The sequence below is a fragment of the Arthrobacter sp. M71 S08 genome, from assembly GCF_059089725.1.
Genome location: NZ_JBNHEY010000001.1, coordinates 132,348 through 149,476, shown reverse-complemented (window position 1 = coordinate 149,476; position 17,129 = coordinate 132,348). Strand labels below are relative to the sequence as shown.

The 17,129-nt window shown below is 64.1% G+C and carries 15 protein-coding genes; 4 read left to right on the top strand and 11 right to left on the bottom strand.

What is annotated here, in order from left to right:
- Positions 1-343: 343 nt before the first annotated feature.
- Positions 344-2,476, top strand: coding sequence for a choline BCCT transporter BetT (betT, locus tag AC5RTB_RS00740; protein ID WP_494059155.1), 2,133 nt, complete (start codon positions 344-346; stop codon positions 2,474-2,476).
- A 175-nt stretch (positions 2,477-2,651) separates the two neighbouring features.
- Here the strand turns inward: betT and AC5RTB_RS00735 are convergent, their stop codons facing one another.
- From AC5RTB_RS00735 to AC5RTB_RS00700, 8 genes are all read right to left on the bottom strand, one after another.
- On the bottom strand, positions 2,652-5,345 hold the full coding sequence (locus AC5RTB_RS00735) for a PEP/pyruvate-binding domain-containing protein (protein WP_494059154.1): 2,694 nt from the start codon (positions 5,343-5,345) through the stop codon (positions 2,652-2,654).
- A 22-nt stretch (positions 5,346-5,367) separates the two neighbouring features.
- Positions 5,368-5,709: a DUF1801 domain-containing protein gene (locus AC5RTB_RS00730; RefSeq protein ID WP_494059153.1), complete on the bottom strand. Its 342-nt coding sequence runs from the start codon at positions 5,707-5,709 to the stop codon at positions 5,368-5,370.
- Positions 5,710-6,014: 305 nt separating this feature from the next.
- Complete coding sequence (locus AC5RTB_RS00725; RefSeq protein ID WP_494059152.1) at positions 6,015-6,758, bottom strand: hypothetical protein; 744 nt, start codon at positions 6,756-6,758, stop codon at positions 6,015-6,017.
- 302 nt (positions 6,759-7,060) lie between these two features.
- Positions 7,061-7,525: a DUF4383 domain-containing protein gene (locus AC5RTB_RS00720; protein ID WP_494059151.1), complete on the bottom strand. Its 465-nt coding sequence runs from the start codon at positions 7,523-7,525 to the stop codon at positions 7,061-7,063.
- A gap of 38 nt (positions 7,526-7,563) precedes the next feature.
- Positions 7,564-8,139 (bottom strand): DUF3618 domain-containing protein, encoded by a 576-nt coding sequence (locus tag AC5RTB_RS00715; RefSeq protein WP_494059150.1) that lies wholly within the window; start codon positions 8,137-8,139, stop codon positions 7,564-7,566.
- A complete protein-coding gene (locus tag AC5RTB_RS00710) occupies positions 8,136-8,576 on the bottom strand; it encodes a phage holin family protein (protein WP_494059149.1) in 441 nt (146 codons plus the stop codon). Before AC5RTB_RS00710 ends, AC5RTB_RS00715 begins: the two co-directional genes overlap by 4 nt.
- The gene (locus AC5RTB_RS00705; protein ID WP_494059148.1) at positions 8,573-9,199 is read right to left on the bottom strand and encodes a hypothetical protein; all 627 of its coding nucleotides are present in this window, start codon (positions 9,197-9,199) and stop codon (positions 8,573-8,575) included. Before AC5RTB_RS00705 ends, AC5RTB_RS00710 begins: the two co-directional genes overlap by 4 nt.
- A gap of 236 nt (positions 9,200-9,435) precedes the next feature.
- A complete protein-coding gene (locus AC5RTB_RS00700) occupies positions 9,436-10,368 on the bottom strand; it encodes a LysR family transcriptional regulator (RefSeq protein ID WP_494059147.1) in 933 nt (310 codons plus the stop codon).
- A gap of 162 nt (positions 10,369-10,530) precedes the next feature.
- Here AC5RTB_RS00700 and AC5RTB_RS00695 point away from each other — a divergent pair, with 162 nt between their 5' ends.
- From AC5RTB_RS00695 to AC5RTB_RS00685, 3 genes are all read left to right on the top strand, one after another.
- On the top strand, positions 10,531-11,835 hold the full coding sequence (locus AC5RTB_RS00695; protein WP_494059146.1) for an aromatic ring-hydroxylating oxygenase subunit alpha: 1,305 nt from the start codon (positions 10,531-10,533) through the stop codon (positions 11,833-11,835).
- On the top strand, positions 11,832-13,247 hold the full coding sequence (locus AC5RTB_RS00690; protein WP_494059145.1) for a ferredoxin reductase: 1,416 nt from the start codon (positions 11,832-11,834) through the stop codon (positions 13,245-13,247). The genes AC5RTB_RS00695 and AC5RTB_RS00690 overlap by 4 nt, the downstream gene beginning before the upstream one ends.
- A 275-nt stretch (positions 13,248-13,522) precedes the next feature.
- A complete protein-coding gene (locus AC5RTB_RS00685) occupies positions 13,523-14,044 on the top strand; it encodes a GNAT family N-acetyltransferase (protein ID WP_494059144.1) in 522 nt (173 codons plus the stop codon).
- On the opposite strand, the gene AC5RTB_RS00680 is transcribed toward AC5RTB_RS00685, so the two are convergent.
- The 3 genes from AC5RTB_RS00680 to AC5RTB_RS00670 are packed head-to-tail and all read right to left on the bottom strand — an operon-like array spanning position 14,017 to position 17,126.
- A complete protein-coding gene (locus tag AC5RTB_RS00680) occupies positions 14,017-15,513 on the bottom strand; it encodes an ABC transporter ATP-binding protein (protein WP_494059143.1) in 1,497 nt (498 codons plus the stop codon). The two genes, AC5RTB_RS00685 and AC5RTB_RS00680, sit on opposite strands and share 28 nt — an antisense overlap.
- Positions 15,510-16,265 (bottom strand): energy-coupling factor transporter transmembrane component T, encoded by a 756-nt coding sequence (locus tag AC5RTB_RS00675; RefSeq protein WP_494059142.1) that lies wholly within the window; start codon positions 16,263-16,265, stop codon positions 15,510-15,512. Before AC5RTB_RS00675 ends, AC5RTB_RS00680 begins: the two co-directional genes overlap by 4 nt.
- A gap of 3 nt (positions 16,266-16,268) precedes the next feature.
- Positions 16,269-17,126, bottom strand: coding sequence for an ECF transporter S component (locus AC5RTB_RS00670; RefSeq protein ID WP_494059141.1), 858 nt, complete (start codon positions 17,124-17,126; stop codon positions 16,269-16,271).
- Between the last annotated feature and the right edge of the window lie 3 nt (positions 17,127-17,129).

Below are 17,129 nucleotides of genomic sequence, written 5' to 3'. Positions count from 1 at the left end.
ATTGGGCTCCTCTCACGGGACAACAGGCATAGGCAACAGCCACACTAGGCAAAAACACTTGGGGGAAACGGCCGGGGGTCCACAATCGCTGCCCTGCCGTTGATCACACCCGCGTCCAATGGCGGTCACGGGTAATCACCATCGTGCTTTCTGACTTAGGAGTCCAGATATTGGAACGCAACAAGAGTATTGATTCAAGCGGCATGGAGGAGTTCGGCTGCGTTGATAGCCCACGACGAATGTCCGTAGTTGCCATCGTCTGCCCGGGTCGGGGTTTGGCCCGCGCCATTTCCGCCCAGACGATACACCGCCATGGTGTGCGGTGCACAATGAGAGGGACGATATGAGCCAGATAGCCGATGCTCCGCCCGCAACAGTTGCTGGAGGCGGTGACACGACTCCCGCGCCTCGAACCCGCGTCAATTGGACCGTCTTCATCGGATCGGCCACCGGAATCCTCGCGATCGCCATCTGGGCCATCAGCGACGCCGCAGGCGCCGAGGCCCTGATTGGGTCCATGGTCACCTGGGTGTCCACCAACATGGGCTGGTACTACTTCCTGATCGTTACCGCCGTGGTGGTGTTCGTTCTGGTCATCGCCCTGACCCGGGTGGGCAAGACGAAGCTCGGCCCGGACCACTCCAAGCCGCAGTTCAGCATGTTCACCTGGGCGTCGATGCTCTTCGCAGCGGGCATCGGCATCGACCTGATGTTCTTCTCGGTGTCCGAACCCGTAACCCAGTATCTGGCTCCCCCGCAGGGTGACGGCAGCACCGTCGAAGCGGCCCGGCAGGCCATGGTCCTCACCCTGTTCCACTACGGAATCACGGGCTGGGCCCTGTACGCGCTCATGGGACTGGCCCTGGGTTACTTCGCCTACCGGCATAATCTTCCCCTGAGTATCCGCAGCGCGCTGTACCCCATCTTCGGCAAGAAAATCAACGGTCCGCTCGGCGACGGCGTGGACATCGCAGCCCTGCTCGGGACCATCTTCGGCATCGCCACCTCCCTCGGCATCGGCGTCGTGCAGCTTAACTACGGACTCAGCCTCATGTTCGGCTTGCCCGAGAACGTCGCCGTGCAGGTCGGACTGATTGTCGTGGCCGTTGTGATGGCCACCGCTTCCGTGCTCTCCGGCGTCGAAAAGGGAATCCGCCGGCTTGCCGAGCTGAACGTGGTCCTTGCCCTCGCCCTGATGGTGTTCATCCTCATCACAGGCAAGACCAGCTTCCTGTTGGACGGGATCATTCAGAACACCGGCGACGTGCTCAGCCGGTTCCCGGCCATGACGCTGGATGCCTTCGCCTATGACCGGCCCGGTGACTGGCTGCAGGGCTGGACACTCTTCTTCTGGGCCTGGTGGATTGCCTGGGCGCCCTTCGTCGGGCTCTTCCTCGCGCGCATCTCCCGCGGCCGCACCATCCGCCAGTTCGTGCTGGGCACACTCATGGTCCCCTTCGCGTTCATCCTGGTGTTCATCTCAATCTTCGGCAACAGCGCCCTCGACATCGTGCTGAACGGTAATGCCGCCTTCGGGGAGACTGCGATGGCCCAGCCGGAGCGGGCGTTCTATGGGCTCCTCGAGCAGTACCCCGCGGCGCCGCTGATCATCGGCGTGGCTACCTTCACCGGGTTGCTCTTCTACGTCACCTCCGCCGATTCAGGTGCCCTCGTCATGGCCAACTTCACGAGCCATCTGAAGGACGCCAACGCCGACGGACCCAAGTGGCTGCGCGTCTTCTGGGCCCTGGTAACCGGTCTCCTGACGCTCGCCATGCTGACCGTCGGCGGTGTGACGACGCTGCAAAACGCGACGATCATCATGGGTCTACCGCTCTCGATCCTGCTGCTGTTCATCATGCTGGGCCTCTACAAGGCCCTCCGCGTGGAGAACTCGCTGGCCGACAGCTACCGCGCGAGCCTGCCGGGGATCATCTCCGGGCACAGCGCGGACGGATCGTCGTCGCGCACCTGGCGGCAGCGCCTCAACCGCGCCATGACCTACCCGGGGCCGAAGCAGGCGAACCGATTCGTGGACACCGTGGCCCTGCCCGCGCTGCAGGAGGTGCACGACGAACTGAAGGCACAGGACGCCAACGTGAGCCTGACAACGGGCATCGTTGAGACCTGCGGCATCCGCCACGTCGACCTGCTGGTGAGGCTCTGTGACGAGCGCCCGTTCAAATACCAGATCTACCCGGTCCAGTACGACACCCCGTCCTACGCGCCCGGAAATGCCGGGCTCGAACCGAAGTACTACCGGATGGAGGTCTTCTCCCTCGAGGGCAGCCACAGCTACGATCTCGCCGGCTATAGCAAGGAACAGGTCATCACCGATGTCCTGGACCACTACGAAACCCACCTCGAATTCCTGCACCTGAACCGGGCGGTGCCCGGTACCACGGCCGTCACCGAGGACCAGGCGGCCAAGGACAACTGGGAATCCGACTTCGCACACCCGGAGGAGACAAAGTGACACCCGGGACATCACCGGCCACACCGGTCACCCTGTTCGACGACCCCGTCTAGGGTACCTGCGTCCGTCGGCGGGACTGCACCCTCAGCTATCCCGCCGACTGGTCGTACGACTCTGAGGTCTCGGAGCTTGCCGCGTTCCCTCCTAGCGAGCCCACACGCCCGAGCGAAGGACCTCACCACGTAATAGTTCCGGCGGCCCCGTCCACCGTGATGGTTTGGCCATCGCGCAGCCGCAGGGTGGCGTCGGCAACACCCACCACCGCGGGGATACCGTACTCGCGAGCCACAACCGCTCCGTGCGAAATCACACCGCCCATCTCCATAACCAGTGCGCCTGCCGTCATGAAAAGTGGCGTCCAGCCGGGATCAGTGGAGGGGGTCACCAGAATGTCCCCGGGTTCAAGGTGGGCGCCCACCGGATCCATGATCACCCTGACCTTCCCGGTGGCGGTGCCCGCAGAAGCCGGCGTCCCCGTCAGACGGTCCGCGGTGGCCGCTGGTTGCGGCATCGCTGCCTCGACGTCTGTGCCGTCCGAGAGCAAAAGGCGCGGAACGCGCCGCCGCCGGAGTTCGACGTCGTACAGCCGACGGCGACCGGTGACCAGCCCCTTCAGGTCGGCACCGCGAAGGCCCACGCGAAGTTCGTCGAAGCCCAGAAAGAACACGTCACCGGCGGCGTCGATAGCTCCACTTTCCACCAGGTCGGCGCCGACCTCCATGAGCTGCCGGTGCATCTCCGCCAGTACGATAACGATGTAAAACTTGGGCAACTCGCGTAGCCCGGCGAGTTGCCGTGTCCGGCGCAGGCACCACGCCACCAGGCGCCCCCGCCACCGGCTCTTCTTTCCGGCACGCTCCACCAGTTCGTTGATCCGGGCTTCCGCCTGGTCGGCGGCCTTGGCGAACTGATGGTCCGGTGCCTGTTCGGGGTCTTCCACGCGGAGATAGTTCGAGATCATTCCGAGGGTGTGGTCGGGTTCTTCGGACCACCTCGGCATCCCGAGATCGATCTCCGCCACAGCCCGGTGTCCGTACTTTGACAGGAATCTCTGCATCCCGGCTTGGGCAGCGGCAGGCAAGCTGCCCGCCTTGTAGCGGGCAGCAAGCTCTCCGGGTTTGAGTTCCCTGAACACCCGGCGGGCCTCCGGGTCCCTGCCCAAGGACACAGCCAGATCCCACAACTCGAGGTCCATCATGGTGGTCACGTTGTGGGGAAGCCCGCGAAGGACACCTTCAAGTTCACGCGGCTCGACAATCCCCCGTAGCAGCCTGCGGGCGGTAGCCAGCATCAGGTATCCCACGGCCGGAGCGGGCAGCGCGGCCTGGATCAACCCGTTCACCGTGGTGGCCATGATGTGCTCAGTGTGCTGGAGCCGCCTCGCCGCAGTCGCCTGCGGGGGGAGAACCAACTGGGCCGAAAGACGGCTTTGGTACCGCCGCGCCCTCCGCAGTTCCCGGTCCGGATGCAGCAGTGCCCGGACCATGCCGAAAACGAGCCCTACGAATAGGCCCAGGCCCTGAGTACCTTCACCATCCTTGGACTGGGTGCGGACAGGGGCGGTTCTGCCTTCTCGGATGGATACCCTGCGAGGAGACCGGACAACGCTGAACCGCGGATCTTCCAAGAGCGCAGGGATGATGGCAGCAGACCTTCCGTCGGCGAGCGGAAGCACCCGCACCAGTGCCTCGCGGCCGGACTTGTTGCGAATGATAGGCGTCAGCTCGACGTACATCCGCAGTCCCGGGTTCGCGTATTTCCAAGGTCCCTTGTTGCCCCTCATTAGTTCGAGTATGGACAGTCCCATGGGCGTGATGGGACGCGTGAGGCCTTGGAGCAGCGTGCCGCACAGATAAATGCGTGTGGTCCGGTCCGGCGTACCGTCCCCGTCGGTCCGCCCAGTGAGCGGATCTTCATCCGGCAGCGGGTACAGCGTGGTGATGGGCCGAGACTGGGTTAGCCAGGCCTTGCCGCCGCCGTCGATCGCCCATTCCACGTCTTGAGGCGCGCCGAAAAGTTGTTGGGCGGCCTCGCCGAGGGATGTCAGTTCGTGTAGCTGCGACTTCGACAGGCTGGGCGCCCGCCCCTGCGTCTGCGTGCGCGTCTGCGTCAGAATCCGGCCCGATGCCGTTTCTACCACGAAATGGTCCGGGTTCACGGCGCCGGACACGACGGCTTGTCCCGGGCCGGGACTGGCATCGATGACCGTCTCGGTCCGTGTGCCGGTCACCGGATTGGCGGTGAACAGCACGCCGGCCGTGCCGGCGTCGACCATTCTGTGAACGAGGACTGCGAGGCCTAGCTCGCGGTGACTGATCGAGTTTGTTGTACGGTAGTCCACCGCTCGGTCCGTCCAGAGGGAGGCCCAGCAGTGCCGGACGGTCTCGACGACGGCGTCAGCTCCGACAACGTCCATGAAGGAGTCGTGCTGCCCTGCGAAGCTGGCAAAGGGCAGGTCTTCTGCGGTGGCGGAAGATCGCACCGCCACTGGCCCGCTGCCCATCGCGGCATAGGCATTGCGGATGGCAGCCTCGACCTCCGCAGGTACCGGCGCTGCCGCCATGATCTCGCGGCCACGCCGCGGCAGTCCTTTCCGGTCTTCTGCCTCGAGTTCGCGAACACCGCCCAGGTTTCCCGCTCCGTCGAGGCGGGCGCCGATAATGTCCATCTCCGGCGGTGCGGCACTGCGGTAGCCTTCTGTGGTCAGGCAGAAACCCGGCGGAATCGGAAAGCCCGCAGCGGCAAGTCGCCCGAGGTTGAGGGCCTTGCCGCCCACTGTGTCCAACGATCCTGATGCCAGTTGCCTGAGATCAACAACGAGGCTCGTGCCGGCACCGGTCTGCTCCGGACCGGGACTTACAGAAGTCATGTCCTACTCCCAGCCGTTGGTGTCAGGTAGCCGCTTTCTCGACGAGCGCGCGAATCCTGTCCTCCGTCGCAGCGTCCAGCGAGGTGATGGTCCAGGCGACCGGGTGCATGTGGGCGCCCTCTTCACGCGCAGGGTTCACAACTTCGCCAAAACCAAACGCGATGTAGTCCTTATCCGGTTTGATGTAGCAGATGTCCTTTCCGTCCTTCACATAGAACGGAAGTCCCCAGCGTACGATCGGCTCCAACGAGGGCGCGCTCTCGCGGATGATGCCATGCAGGCGTTCGCCAATCTCCCCGTACGGTGCGGGGGCCTCCCTGAGTTTTTTGAGAACAGCCGCGTCACCCGTCTTCGTGAACATCATGCTCAAGCCTCCTTCAGGTTGCCGTCGGACAATTATCGGAGCCGGCATCGTGCGCCCGCCCTGGACCGCCGGGGGCCTCTGACCGGCGACGGTGCCAAGCCTACGACGCGCGGCCGAGGTAGTCGAGGCATACGAGACAACCCGCGCTCCCACAACTCGGCAGTACCTCTTCGCTAGGTAAAGCTTCTCCTGCCTGACCAGGTTGTGCTGCCGTTACAGTCGATCCACAGGAGTAGTGACTGCGCGCTGCCGCATCCCGCACAGCCGCAGCTCACCGGTATAGAGCAGCTCGGGCCTTCGTACCGTTACGTGTCTTCTGGCTGCTGACCGGCGCGGAGCAGCAGCACGACGCTCGTGGCCAGGATCCAGACGATGAAGAGCACGAAGCCGACGAAGCCGGCTATACCGACCACGCTTTCCTCAGGGGTGGTCTGGAATACTCCTGCGAGTGCAACGAGTAGCAGCACAGCCGTGGCGGCAGCGAGCCAGCCCAACCACCGTGGTAGCGCCCGGGTGGTCAGAATGGCCACCGCCGCCCCGAGGAACATCGCGACACCGGCAGGCACAATGGCAAAACCCACAAAGTCGTTGAGGACGGTGAGAACAGGAAGCACCGCTGGGTCGGGCTGGCCACCGGAGGCGTACTGGACGAGCGCCAGGTACAGCCCTGCCGAAACGAGCATGAGTGTCACCATCGCAGCGCCGGCAGTGAGGACCAGGGCCGCGAACATTCCGGCCGGGCCCTCCCACCGTCGCAACCTGCTCCAGAGGCCGGCCAGGAATACCAGGAAGGCGACGTCCGCGAGGAATCCCAATAGCAGCGATACCTGGTGGGCGATGCTGTCGCCGGCAAGTTGGGCCGCAATGCTCTCCGCAGGGGTGTCGGTACTGGGAGTGTCAGGCGTGAAGAAGCTGCCCACAACCAAGGCGGTGAACACCAGACCAGCCACCGCGGCCCAGCGGTCCGGCCGCCTCCCCGTCGCCCCTCGCGGTCTGATCTGACCGGGCGTGCGGCCGTCCAACGGCGCGGAATTCTCTCTAGCATCCATGGGTTCCCTCCTTGGCGCTGCCTTGAGCGTTCTGCAAGCACGAAGAATGTAAACCTACGACAAATTATAGATGGTTCGAGGATGATCAGCACCGTCCCGCGTTGACTCAGTGGATGGTCACGAAGCCCTTTCCTGACGAGCACTTCAACCGTCTGGCCCAGCGTTGGGGACCTTATTTCGGTTCCGCGGCAAGCTCGCTTTGGCCGAGTACTCCCCGGACGTGTGTCCGGCCGGTTAAGAAGCTTTGGCCGGTGCGGGGAACTGGTTGTACCCCATACCGGCCGAAGCGGTCGTACTCTCGCTTAGTGAGTGGTGTGGGTCCTGCCGCGGTCCCGGCTCAGAAGTACGGCGAGGGCGATCATGCCAAGGCCAAGGAACAGGTGCAGCCAGTTATCGGCACCGTTGACCGGTACGAAGTTCGCAGCCGAGTCGTGGTCGATGATGATCCCGTACATCCAGAGGACCAGGTAGATGACTCCACCGTAGGTCAGGTAGTTTCGCGCACCGGAGATGGTGCGTGCCATCGCGAGACCGGCGGCGCCGAAGAGCAGATGGACGATGTTGTGCAGGACGGAGACCTGAAAGGCGCCAAGGAGCAGGGCTTCTGAGTCGTGTCCGGCGAAACTCATCTGGTCGTACTGGCTGGTGACGCCCGGGATGAAGCCGAGGATGCCGACGAGAAGGAACACGGCTCCGACCGCAGTGGCGGCCTTCTGGATGTTCGTTCTCGTTCTGTCGCCTGTGGCTAAGTTGTTTGTTGTTGTCATGATTGGTCCCCTTGATGCGAGTGAACGTATCGGCCCTGTTAGGAGCCGCTGCCCTGGACGTTGTCTTTTGCGTCGCGGGTCTTGTCCTGGAGGTCGGAGGCTGCTTGCGTACCTTCGTCCTTGACCGTCTGGGCCGCGTCGGCTGCGGTCTGCTTCACCGAATCGACGGCGTCGCTGGCCGGTTCCTTCATGTCCTGGACCACCTGCTTTGCAGCGTCCGTGGCTTCGGTGAGGAGGGGCTGGGCCTTTTCTTTCAAGGCCGACGCGGCTTCTTTTTCTCTTGCGCTGGCCGGGATGAGGGAGGCCGCGAGCAGGCCGGCACCGAAGGCGATGAGTCCTGCCGCTAGCGGGTTGCCCTGCGCCCTATTTTTCGCGGTTTGCGGCGCGTCGTGGATCGCTTCACCGGCGTTGTGCACAGCTGACCCGGCTGAGCGCTTTGCGCCGTCGGCTGCCCCGATGATGCCTGTTGTGGCGTTATTCAGCGCGCCCTGGTCTTGATCGGTCTGGCCGGTGCTGACGGTGGGGACCGTTTCGGGTGTCGCGCCGACGGGTAGTCCAAGTTCAGCGCGGGTCCGTTCGATGTCGGCGCGGATCTGGTCTGGTGATTGGCTCATGGGGTGTGCTCACCTGGTTTCAGGGTAGGAGGGATTTCTTTGATGGTTGCGGCGGTGTCCGGCATTCCGCGGATTGCTTTCATTTCCTTCTTGCCTTGCAGCGCCAGGACGGCGGTCACGATGGCCCAGATGAGGGCGACGATCAGCGCTGCCCATCCGAGGCCGACGAGCTCGGCCAGTCCCCACATCAGTGCAAGGGAAAGGAACAGCAGGACGAAATGCCCTGCCACGCCGGCGCCGCTGAGGAGGCCTGCGCCTTTTCCGGCTTTAGTGCCGGATTCACGCAGTTCAGCTTTCGCCAGGTCCAGCTCCAGGCGCATCAGGGTGGACAGGTCCTGCGTTACCTGGCCGAGCAGCGATCCCAGCGTCGTCTTGTCGGCGGTGACGAATGCCTGTGAGCTGGAGGTGGCACTCGAGCCGCGGACCGAGGAGCTCATGGCGTGGTGTCAGTGACGGGCACGGCCGGAACCCTCGGTGGCCGGGCGGGAGCCGGTGCCAGTCCCTGGGGTGTCGTGGAGTATCCGTCCGCTGTAACTCCGCGGGTGAGCCGTCCGGCCAGGACGCCGGCAGCAGCAGCCACGAGCAGGAATGTACCCGGACGCCGACGGGCGAAACCTGTTGCCTCGGTCAGGAGGGAACCCGGATCACGGCCCTCGAGCCAACCGGCCACATGTCCGGTCCGTTGGGCTGCCTGCCGCACCAGGTTCCGGGCGGGACCTTCTTCCGACTTGTCAGCCATGGAGGACAGTTCATCGCTGATGGACCGGATACCCTCGGTCACTTTTTGCTGCTGCGTTCCTGCCTGGCTCCTCAAACCGGAGCCAACCTCACCCAGAAGGTTCTTGGCCTGTGTGCCGGCTTCATGGGCAACATTCTGCGCTTCGTCACCGGCGGTCCGTGCGACGCTCTTGGCTGCGTCCACTCCCTCATGGCCCACCTTCGCAGCTTCTTCCTTCACCGCAGAGGGTGCAGAGGCTGGTGGCTGACCACTGAGCGTGGTGGCTGTAGGTCCGGGGGTGCTTGGTGCGACCAGCGGGTCATTCGACCAATCTGTAGCCATCGTTTCCTTCAATTCTGTCGGGTGCTGAACCAGGGAGGAACAGCAAAACTCGTAGTACGACCGGCGAGACGCGAGCCGGGTACGAAGCTTGCTTACTATCCATAAGATAAGCACCCTTACTACTTTGACACAAGCTTCGCTACCGCCCGTCCAGTGCGGCGCAGAAGGCCGGCCGCGGACGTATCCCACCTTCTGGACCTGCTGACCCGTCAGCAACGAATCGCGGTCATGCGACTTCAGGGACTGTCTTCGGGTCGGGCGGTGAGGATCCGTTTGGCGTTGACTTGCAGGATGCCGAGCGACTCCTTAACCAGGGGCGATGCGATGCTACCTCTGCGCACGACAGCGACGATGCGGCGCGCGGGCTTCCCCTTGCCAGTAATGCGCAGTCGAACCACGTTTTCGGCACCATGCAGGGGCGCCAGTCGCGGCAGCAGGCCCACACCCAGCCCCGCACCAACGAAGGCGATCTGGGTTTCCCATTCAACGGCCTCGTGGGCAATCCGCGGTGTCACTCCGACTGCCGTGAACGCCGCAGTGAATAGGGAATGGTAGGCGGAACCGGCGGCTTCGGTGATCCAGGGTTCCGAGGCAAGCTCTTCGAGCGTCACCGTTTCCCGCGATGCCAACGGATGGTTGGAGGGAATGATCACATCCAGGGGATCGTCGAGCAGAACGGTCTGCTCGAAGCGCGGATCGTCCTCAACATAGGTGTCGGATTGCATGGCGACGATGACCGCGAGGTCGATTCGCTCGGCGACCAACAAGTCGAAACAGCGGGCCGGGTTGGCCTCGAGGACCTGCACCTCCAGCAGGGGACGTGTTGAGTGCAGGGTGGCGGCCAGGGGCGCGAGCAATCGGGCGGCCGCCGTGGAGAATCCGCCGAGGCCAAAATGGGACTGCACCTGGTCGCCGGCCTCCATGGCTGCGGCGCGCAGTTTCTCCCATTCCGCAATAAGTGTGTCCGAGCCCGCCACGAGGAAGCGGCCCGTCGCGGTCAGCCGGACACCCCGGCCGTCCTTCGTCAGCAGCTGCATGCCAAGCACGCGCTGGAGCTCCCGCAATTGCGATGAGACGGCGGAGGGAGAATAACCCGTGAGCTGCGCGGTTGCTCCAACGGTGCCGCACCGGGCGAACACCCGAAGTGTTATGAGCCGTGGATCGATCATGCACTAATGATGCACTGTTATCTCCAAAATGTTGCGCTTTTATTGCAGGCCAAGGGTCTCTAATCTTATGAGGACAATGTTTTCGCGAATGCGCCGGTTGCACTCCACCAACCCGGGGTCTCCACGAATCCGACAGCCACCCATCCATCCCGGAGGAAACCCATGTCTGCTCCAGTGAACGTGCCCCTCAATTCACGCGGGAAACTCGCTTCATCCCTGCCTGCCGAGCAGCTGGCGGAAATCACCGAGTTGTTCAATTTCCGGCGCGCGGGATTTTCCCTCGATGCCCCCTTCTACACCGACCCGACGATCTTCAACGTCGACATGCAGGCCATCTTCGGCCAGCACTGGGTCTTTGCCGCCAGCATCGCCGAGCTCCCGGAGCCGGGCGACTACGTCACCGTCGACTACGGGCCCTACTCGCTGATCGTGCTGCACAATGACGACGGCGGCGTGAACGTCCTGCACAACGTGTGCCGCCATCGCGGTGCTCGCGTCCTGACCGAGCCCGCTGGGACAACGGGAAACCTGGTCTGCGGCTACCACTCTTGGACCTACTCGCCCGACGGCAATCTGATCCACGCCTCGGCGCCTGGGGAAACGAAGTTCGACAAGGGCTGCTTCGGCCTCAAGCGCGCCCACAGCCGTGTGGTCGCCGGACTCATCTTCGTCTGCATTGCGGATGAACCGCCGGCAGATTTCGACGAAACCTCCAAGATCTTCGAGCCTTACCTCGCACCCCACGATCTGTCGAAGACGAAAATCGCCTACCAGCAGAACATCATCGAAGAGGGCAACTGGAAGCTCGTCATGGAGAACAACCGTGAGTGCTACCACTGCGACGGCCACCCGGAGCTCGCCTGTTCCCTGTTTCCCACCTGGGGCCTGACGGAGGGCCTGATCCCGGCCCACCTCGAGGAAGTGTGGGACCGCAACAAGGAAGCGCAGTCCTCGCTCGAGGAGCGTTGCCGCCGCTATGGCCTTCCTTACGAAGTCGTCGAGGAGCTTGACACGCGCGTAGCGGGAATCCGCATCTCGCGGGAATCGCTCGACGGTGAAGGCGAATCGTTCTCCCCCGATGGGCGCAGGCTCTCCAAGAAGCTGCTCGGTGACTTGCGGGACTTCCGCCTTGGCCGCTGCTCGATGCACCTGCAGCCCAACAGCTGGTTCCATTTTCAGGGGGACCACGTCATCACATTCGGCGCCTTCCCCGTCAACGAACACCAAACGCTGGTACGCACCACTTGGCTGGTGGCTGACGACGCCGAGGAAGGCGTCGACTACGACCTGGAGAAACTCACCTACACCTGGAAGCAGACCAATCTGCAGGACAAGGCGTTTGTGGAGCTGTGCCAGAAGGGCGCCAGCAGCCCCGCCTACGAGCCCGGCCCGTACATGAAGAGCGAATACCAGGTCGAGGCGTTCATCAACTGGTACGTGCAGCGTGTGCAGGAGCACTTGGCATGATTGAACTCGGCACGGAGACGGCAATCCTGGAGCCACAGCGCATCCGCGGTCTTGAGATGCCGTGGAACAGGGTAATGGGCAGCAGCGAGGGACCCGCCCGCGCCGCCCATGCATTGGGCCCGTGGCATCCGCAGGAGTTCATGGCCGAATGTGTCGAGATCGTTCCCGAAGTGGGCGGCATGATGACCTTCGTGTTCCGCCGCTGCGACGGTGCGCCCCTGGCGTTCCGTGCGGGCCAGTACGTGAACATCGCCTTTCCCGTGAACGGCGAGGACCAGGATCCGGTGGACCGCAGCTACTCGCTGTCCAGTTCGCCCACGCAGCCGTGGACCTTCGACATCACAGTCAAACGCGACCCCAGTGGGCTCGTCTCACCGTGGGTGCATGAGAATGTCAAACCCGGCACTGTCCTCGAGATGCTCGGACCGGTCGGGGCATTCCACCTGCCCGATGCCGACCGGCGGGCACGGTACCTCTTACTGGCCGCCGGCGCAGGCATCACCCCAATCATGTCGATGGTGCGGACCATCCATTCCCTGCCCGGAACGGCCGATGTTGTGGTGCTCTACCACGGAGCGGAGGCCGGAGGATTTGCCTTCCACCTGGAGCTGGCCTACATCGCCTCCGTGGACTCGCGAGTCAAGGTCTTCTACGCCCTGGGCGACCGCAGTAAACCCGAAAAGTGGGATTGGCTCAGCGGAAGGCTGACGGCGGCCATGCTCGACGAGGTTGCCCCCGATGCCAACGGCCGCCAAGTCTATGCCTGCGGTCCCGAGGGTTACCTGAACACCGCCACCGAGCTCCTGGGGAAGGTCGGCGTCGACGACACCTCCATCTACATGGAATTCTTCACGGGGAACCGCCAGACGATCCTTGAATATGCGGCGGAGGTCGCGCTTGCGGTGGATATCGCAGAGGAAATCGCCGAGGAAATCGCCGATTCCGCCGAGGACTACTATGAAAGCCAGCCCACAGCGTTCGGGCTCTACGAGCCCGGCTACGACGCCGAGGGACCCCTGAAGGCCACGGGGCTGCCGCTGGAAGCCGTCGACTCGGATACGCCCTATTCCGAAGCCACCGACGGCGGTTCGGACGCTGGGGCGGAGGCCGTGTCCCCTGATGCTTCGAGCTTCGACACGGTCGGAACGGGAGAACTCACCCTGTCCTTCATGCGCACCGGCATCAACGTGCGTATCGACCCCGCCGAACACATCCTCGGGGTCGCCCAGCGCGCGGGCGTCAGGATCAGCGCGAACTGCAAGGAAGGCATGTGCGGCTCCTGCAAGGTCGTGAAGCTTGCAGGTGAGGTCGAGATGAACCACCAGGGCGGGATCCGGGCACGGGAAATCGACGCAGGAAAGTTCCTGCCCTGCTGCTCCACCGCGCGTACCGATTTGGTGATCGATGCCTAGACGCTTCCAGCTGCTCCGTTAAAACAGCTGGAAGCGTCTGAGCAGAGCTTCACTGCTCGTCGAAGGTTCCATACCGACTTCAAGACGTCGTCGGGACGTTTGGTCGAGGGTTCATCAGAAATCGAGGCACAACACAGCTACCGCGGATTCAAGCACGAACGCAGAGGTAGCCCGTGCCGGACTGGTTGTTCGCCGTTCTACCGCAAGGTCACTTCACATGTTTGAAACACCGGCATCTTAGGATCCTGTGCAGAAACTGCGTAAGGAACCCCTGAATGATCTCCGTACAGACAGACAGTCCAATGCGAGCTGACGTCCAACTGCTTCTGGACGAGCACCTGAGCGACATGTACGCGACCTCGCCCGCCGACAGTGTGCATGCGCTCGATCACTCCGCGCTGGCTGACGCGGGCATCACCTTCTACACCGCCAGAGAACACGGGCGCGTGGTCGGATGCGGTGCGCTGAAGCACCTCTCCGACGACGAGGCAGAAATCAAGTCGATGCGCACTGCAGCGCCGGCGCGACGACACGGTGTCGCCAACCTCCTTCTCGCCCGGATCATCGACGAAGCCAGGGCCAAGGGCTATGAGCGCCTTGCGCTCGAAACGGGAACGGAGGACTACTTCGCCGCCGCACGACGCCTATACCAACGACACGGGTTCGAGGAGTGCGCGCCCTTCGGTGCCTACACGTCAGACCCGTACAGCACTTTCATGAGTCTGGCTTTGAGCCCCTCAAGCTCGCTCAAAGACCCGAAGAGGTGCGGCTATTCCCTGGCGCGCCCATGCGGCTGAATCGCATCGCGCTCCGGCGATCGGGTCAATCCACCACCGTTACCGGCAGCTCCCCCATCGAGCCTGATTGCACGCGTACAGACAGCCTGAGCGAAAGCCTCGTCATGCGTCGCCATCACCACGGTTCCACCGCTGCCCACATGGTGCTGGATAAGACTCGCGAGGACGTCCCGGCCGCGTCGATCGAGACCTACCGTCGGTTCATCGAGCACCCAAATGTCGGGTCCCGTCGCCATCAGCGATGCCAGCGCGAGGAGTCTCCGGTCGCGGAAGCAGAGATCGTGCGGATGGGCATCGACGACATCCCCGAGTCCGACGTCGTTCAACGCCCCTAGCGCGAGCTGCCTCGTTTCCTTCGCTGATTTGCCGGCCGCCCTCGGGCCGTACGACGCCTCCCGCAGTGCCGTGCGCTCGAAGAGTTGCTGGTCAGTGTCCTGAAAGAGGTAGCCGACGCTAGCAGCAAGAGAGCCCGTGGCTCGACCGTGAATATCCTGCCCGTCCACGTGCACCGTGCCGATCGAGGGCTGCAGCAGTCCGTTGAGGTGCTGAAGGAGCGTCGACTTTCCGGACCCATTCGGACCGAGCACCGCCAGCGCCTCACCGCGGAAAACGGTCAGATCCGCTATCGAAAGAACAGGCTCCGCGCCGTAACCGAAGGTGAGGTCGTGGAGGCGGATGACGGGCACCGCACCGGGCGCACACGAAGCACTCGATGGAGCCGGATCAGAGGTTGTTCCCTCGGTGCCAACCCCGTGCTGCCGCAGAGCCGCGTCCACACCATCAGCGACCGCGGTGCCATCGGCGAGCACCAGAACCCGGCTCCCGGGAGTCAAGCCAGACGGAAGCATAGGCTCGAACTGCAGGACAGCGGTCCCGCTCTGCCCCAGCTCGTTCAGCAGCATTTCGATATCCCGGCGACCTGCAGCGTCGAGCCCCTTGAACGGTTCATCCAGCACAAGGAGGCCGGGACCACCGGCGACGGCGGCCGCAATACACAAACGCTGGAGCTCCCCGCCGGACAATCGCCGCGGGTCCCGCTCGAGCAGACTGCTCAGGCCCACCCGTTCGGCGGAACGCTCCACGAGTTCATGCATCTGCCCAGACGGGACGCCGCGGTTGGCAAGACCGAAGGCAATTTCCTCAGCCACCGTCGCGCAAACCATCGACAACTGGGCGTGTGCCCGCTGGCCGACGTAACCTACGTGCGCAGCCCACGCGGCAGGATCAATCCGCGGGTCGGATTCCGAACCCTCGAAAGTTTGACGCTCCCCCGCGACGGTCAGGGAGCCGACCAACCGATGCCCCTGGCCGCTATCGAACTGCCCGGCAACCACCCTCGCAAGGGTGCTCTTTCCGGAACCGGAGGCACCGACAACCCGCGCCCTCTCCCCCGCGCCGACGGTGAGGGAAATGTCAGTTAGCCCCGCGCCGTCGTCGTAGGTGAAGCTGCGCAGATCGAGAGAAATCACGCCAGCCTCCCCAGATACCAGCAGGCGCTGAAGAACACGACGACGGCAAGCATCGCCCAGCGCGCCGTCCGCTGGACTGCGGTGTCCGTGTCAGCGCGGTAGCTGGTGCGCGACACGGTCCCGGCGAAGCCGCGGGCTTCGAGGGTGCGGGACCGGTCGGCGGCGTCCATCAGCAACCCCGCGATAAGTGGGCGGCCCACCATCACGAGCGCCCGCAGCTTCGACAGCGGGCTACGGGTGACCACCAGGCCGCGCGCCTGCTGGGCCCTCGTGATCTGGGAAGACCTTTCGGACACCAGCGGCGCGAGTCCCAGGGATGCACCCAGCACGAACACAAGCTTGCGGTTCCACCCGCGATGGGTGAGGGTGCTCAGCAGTTCGGACACGTCCATGCACAGCACCGCGGTGAGGAGCAGGCCTGCGAAGGCCGCGATGCGCGTGCCCATGGACAGCGCGAACTGCAGACCCTCAGCGGTGACGGCGGCTATCCCGAGATCGAGCAGCACCGTATTGCCCTCCGGATAGAAGAGCCCGTGGAGCAGCAGGACAAAGAGGAGCATCGGCCCCACCAGCACCCCGAAGACGACGGCGATGCGTCCCGCCCGCCCGGACGTTCCCGCCGCGGGGAGGACCGCCAGCAGGAGGACCAGGAGCGAGAAACGCCAGTCGTCAACCACGAGCACCAGCACAACGAGCAGCCCGGCGACGGTCAACTCCGTGAGCGGGTTGAAGATTCGGCGGCGAAACCGCACCCCTTACTTCCTTCCGGCCGTGCTTTCGCCCGGAACCCCCGCGTCAGTGGACTGTGCTGTCGGCGAGGGCTGACCGAGCAGCACCCGGTGACGCCGCATAAACGGGAAGGCGTCGCGGGTGCGCCGCGGCAGCGCGTACACAATCAGAGCAACGACCGTGAACACGATGAGCTTGTCGATGGTGTCCGACGTCAGCCCCTGCTTGGTCGCGGCGACCAGCAGGGTGTCGCCCATCGCGCGGAACGCCGCCACAATGGCGTTGGTACCCATGGTCCCGGCCGCGCCGAACATGAAGGCAGCAACGGGAGCAGCCAGCAGACCACCGACGACGCCGGTCAGCAGCCCGGCGATCGGCACCAGGTAGATGCGGCGAAACATGCCCCACCGTGCAGCCAGGCCGGCAAGGAGGCCAATGGCCGCGGAACCGGCGGCGAACGGCAGGGCGAACGGGTTGAACAGGCCCCAGATCGCGTTGCTGAGCACACCGGTCGCCGCGCCCGCAGCAGGTCCGGCCAGGACGGCGACGAGCACCGTGCCCAGCGCATCAAGATAAATCGGCAGTCCGAGAGTACCGGCAAGCTGGCCGAATGAGATGTTCAGCGCGATACCGATCGGCATCAGCACCACAGCCTGGGTGTTCAGCCCGGGCAGGATGCCGGCCACCAGCAGGGCGCCGCCGCCGAGGAAGCCCACGAGTGTGATCAGCCCGGCAGGCGATCCTGCTCCCGTGGCAATCTCGGTGGGCTGGACCAGAACGAGGTACAGATAGGTGGCAGCGATGACTGCGGCGCCGGCGATCAGGAGCATCCGGCGCGACGGCGGCGCAGAGGCCTGGGAGGGCAGCGTCAGGGAAGAATTCATGGC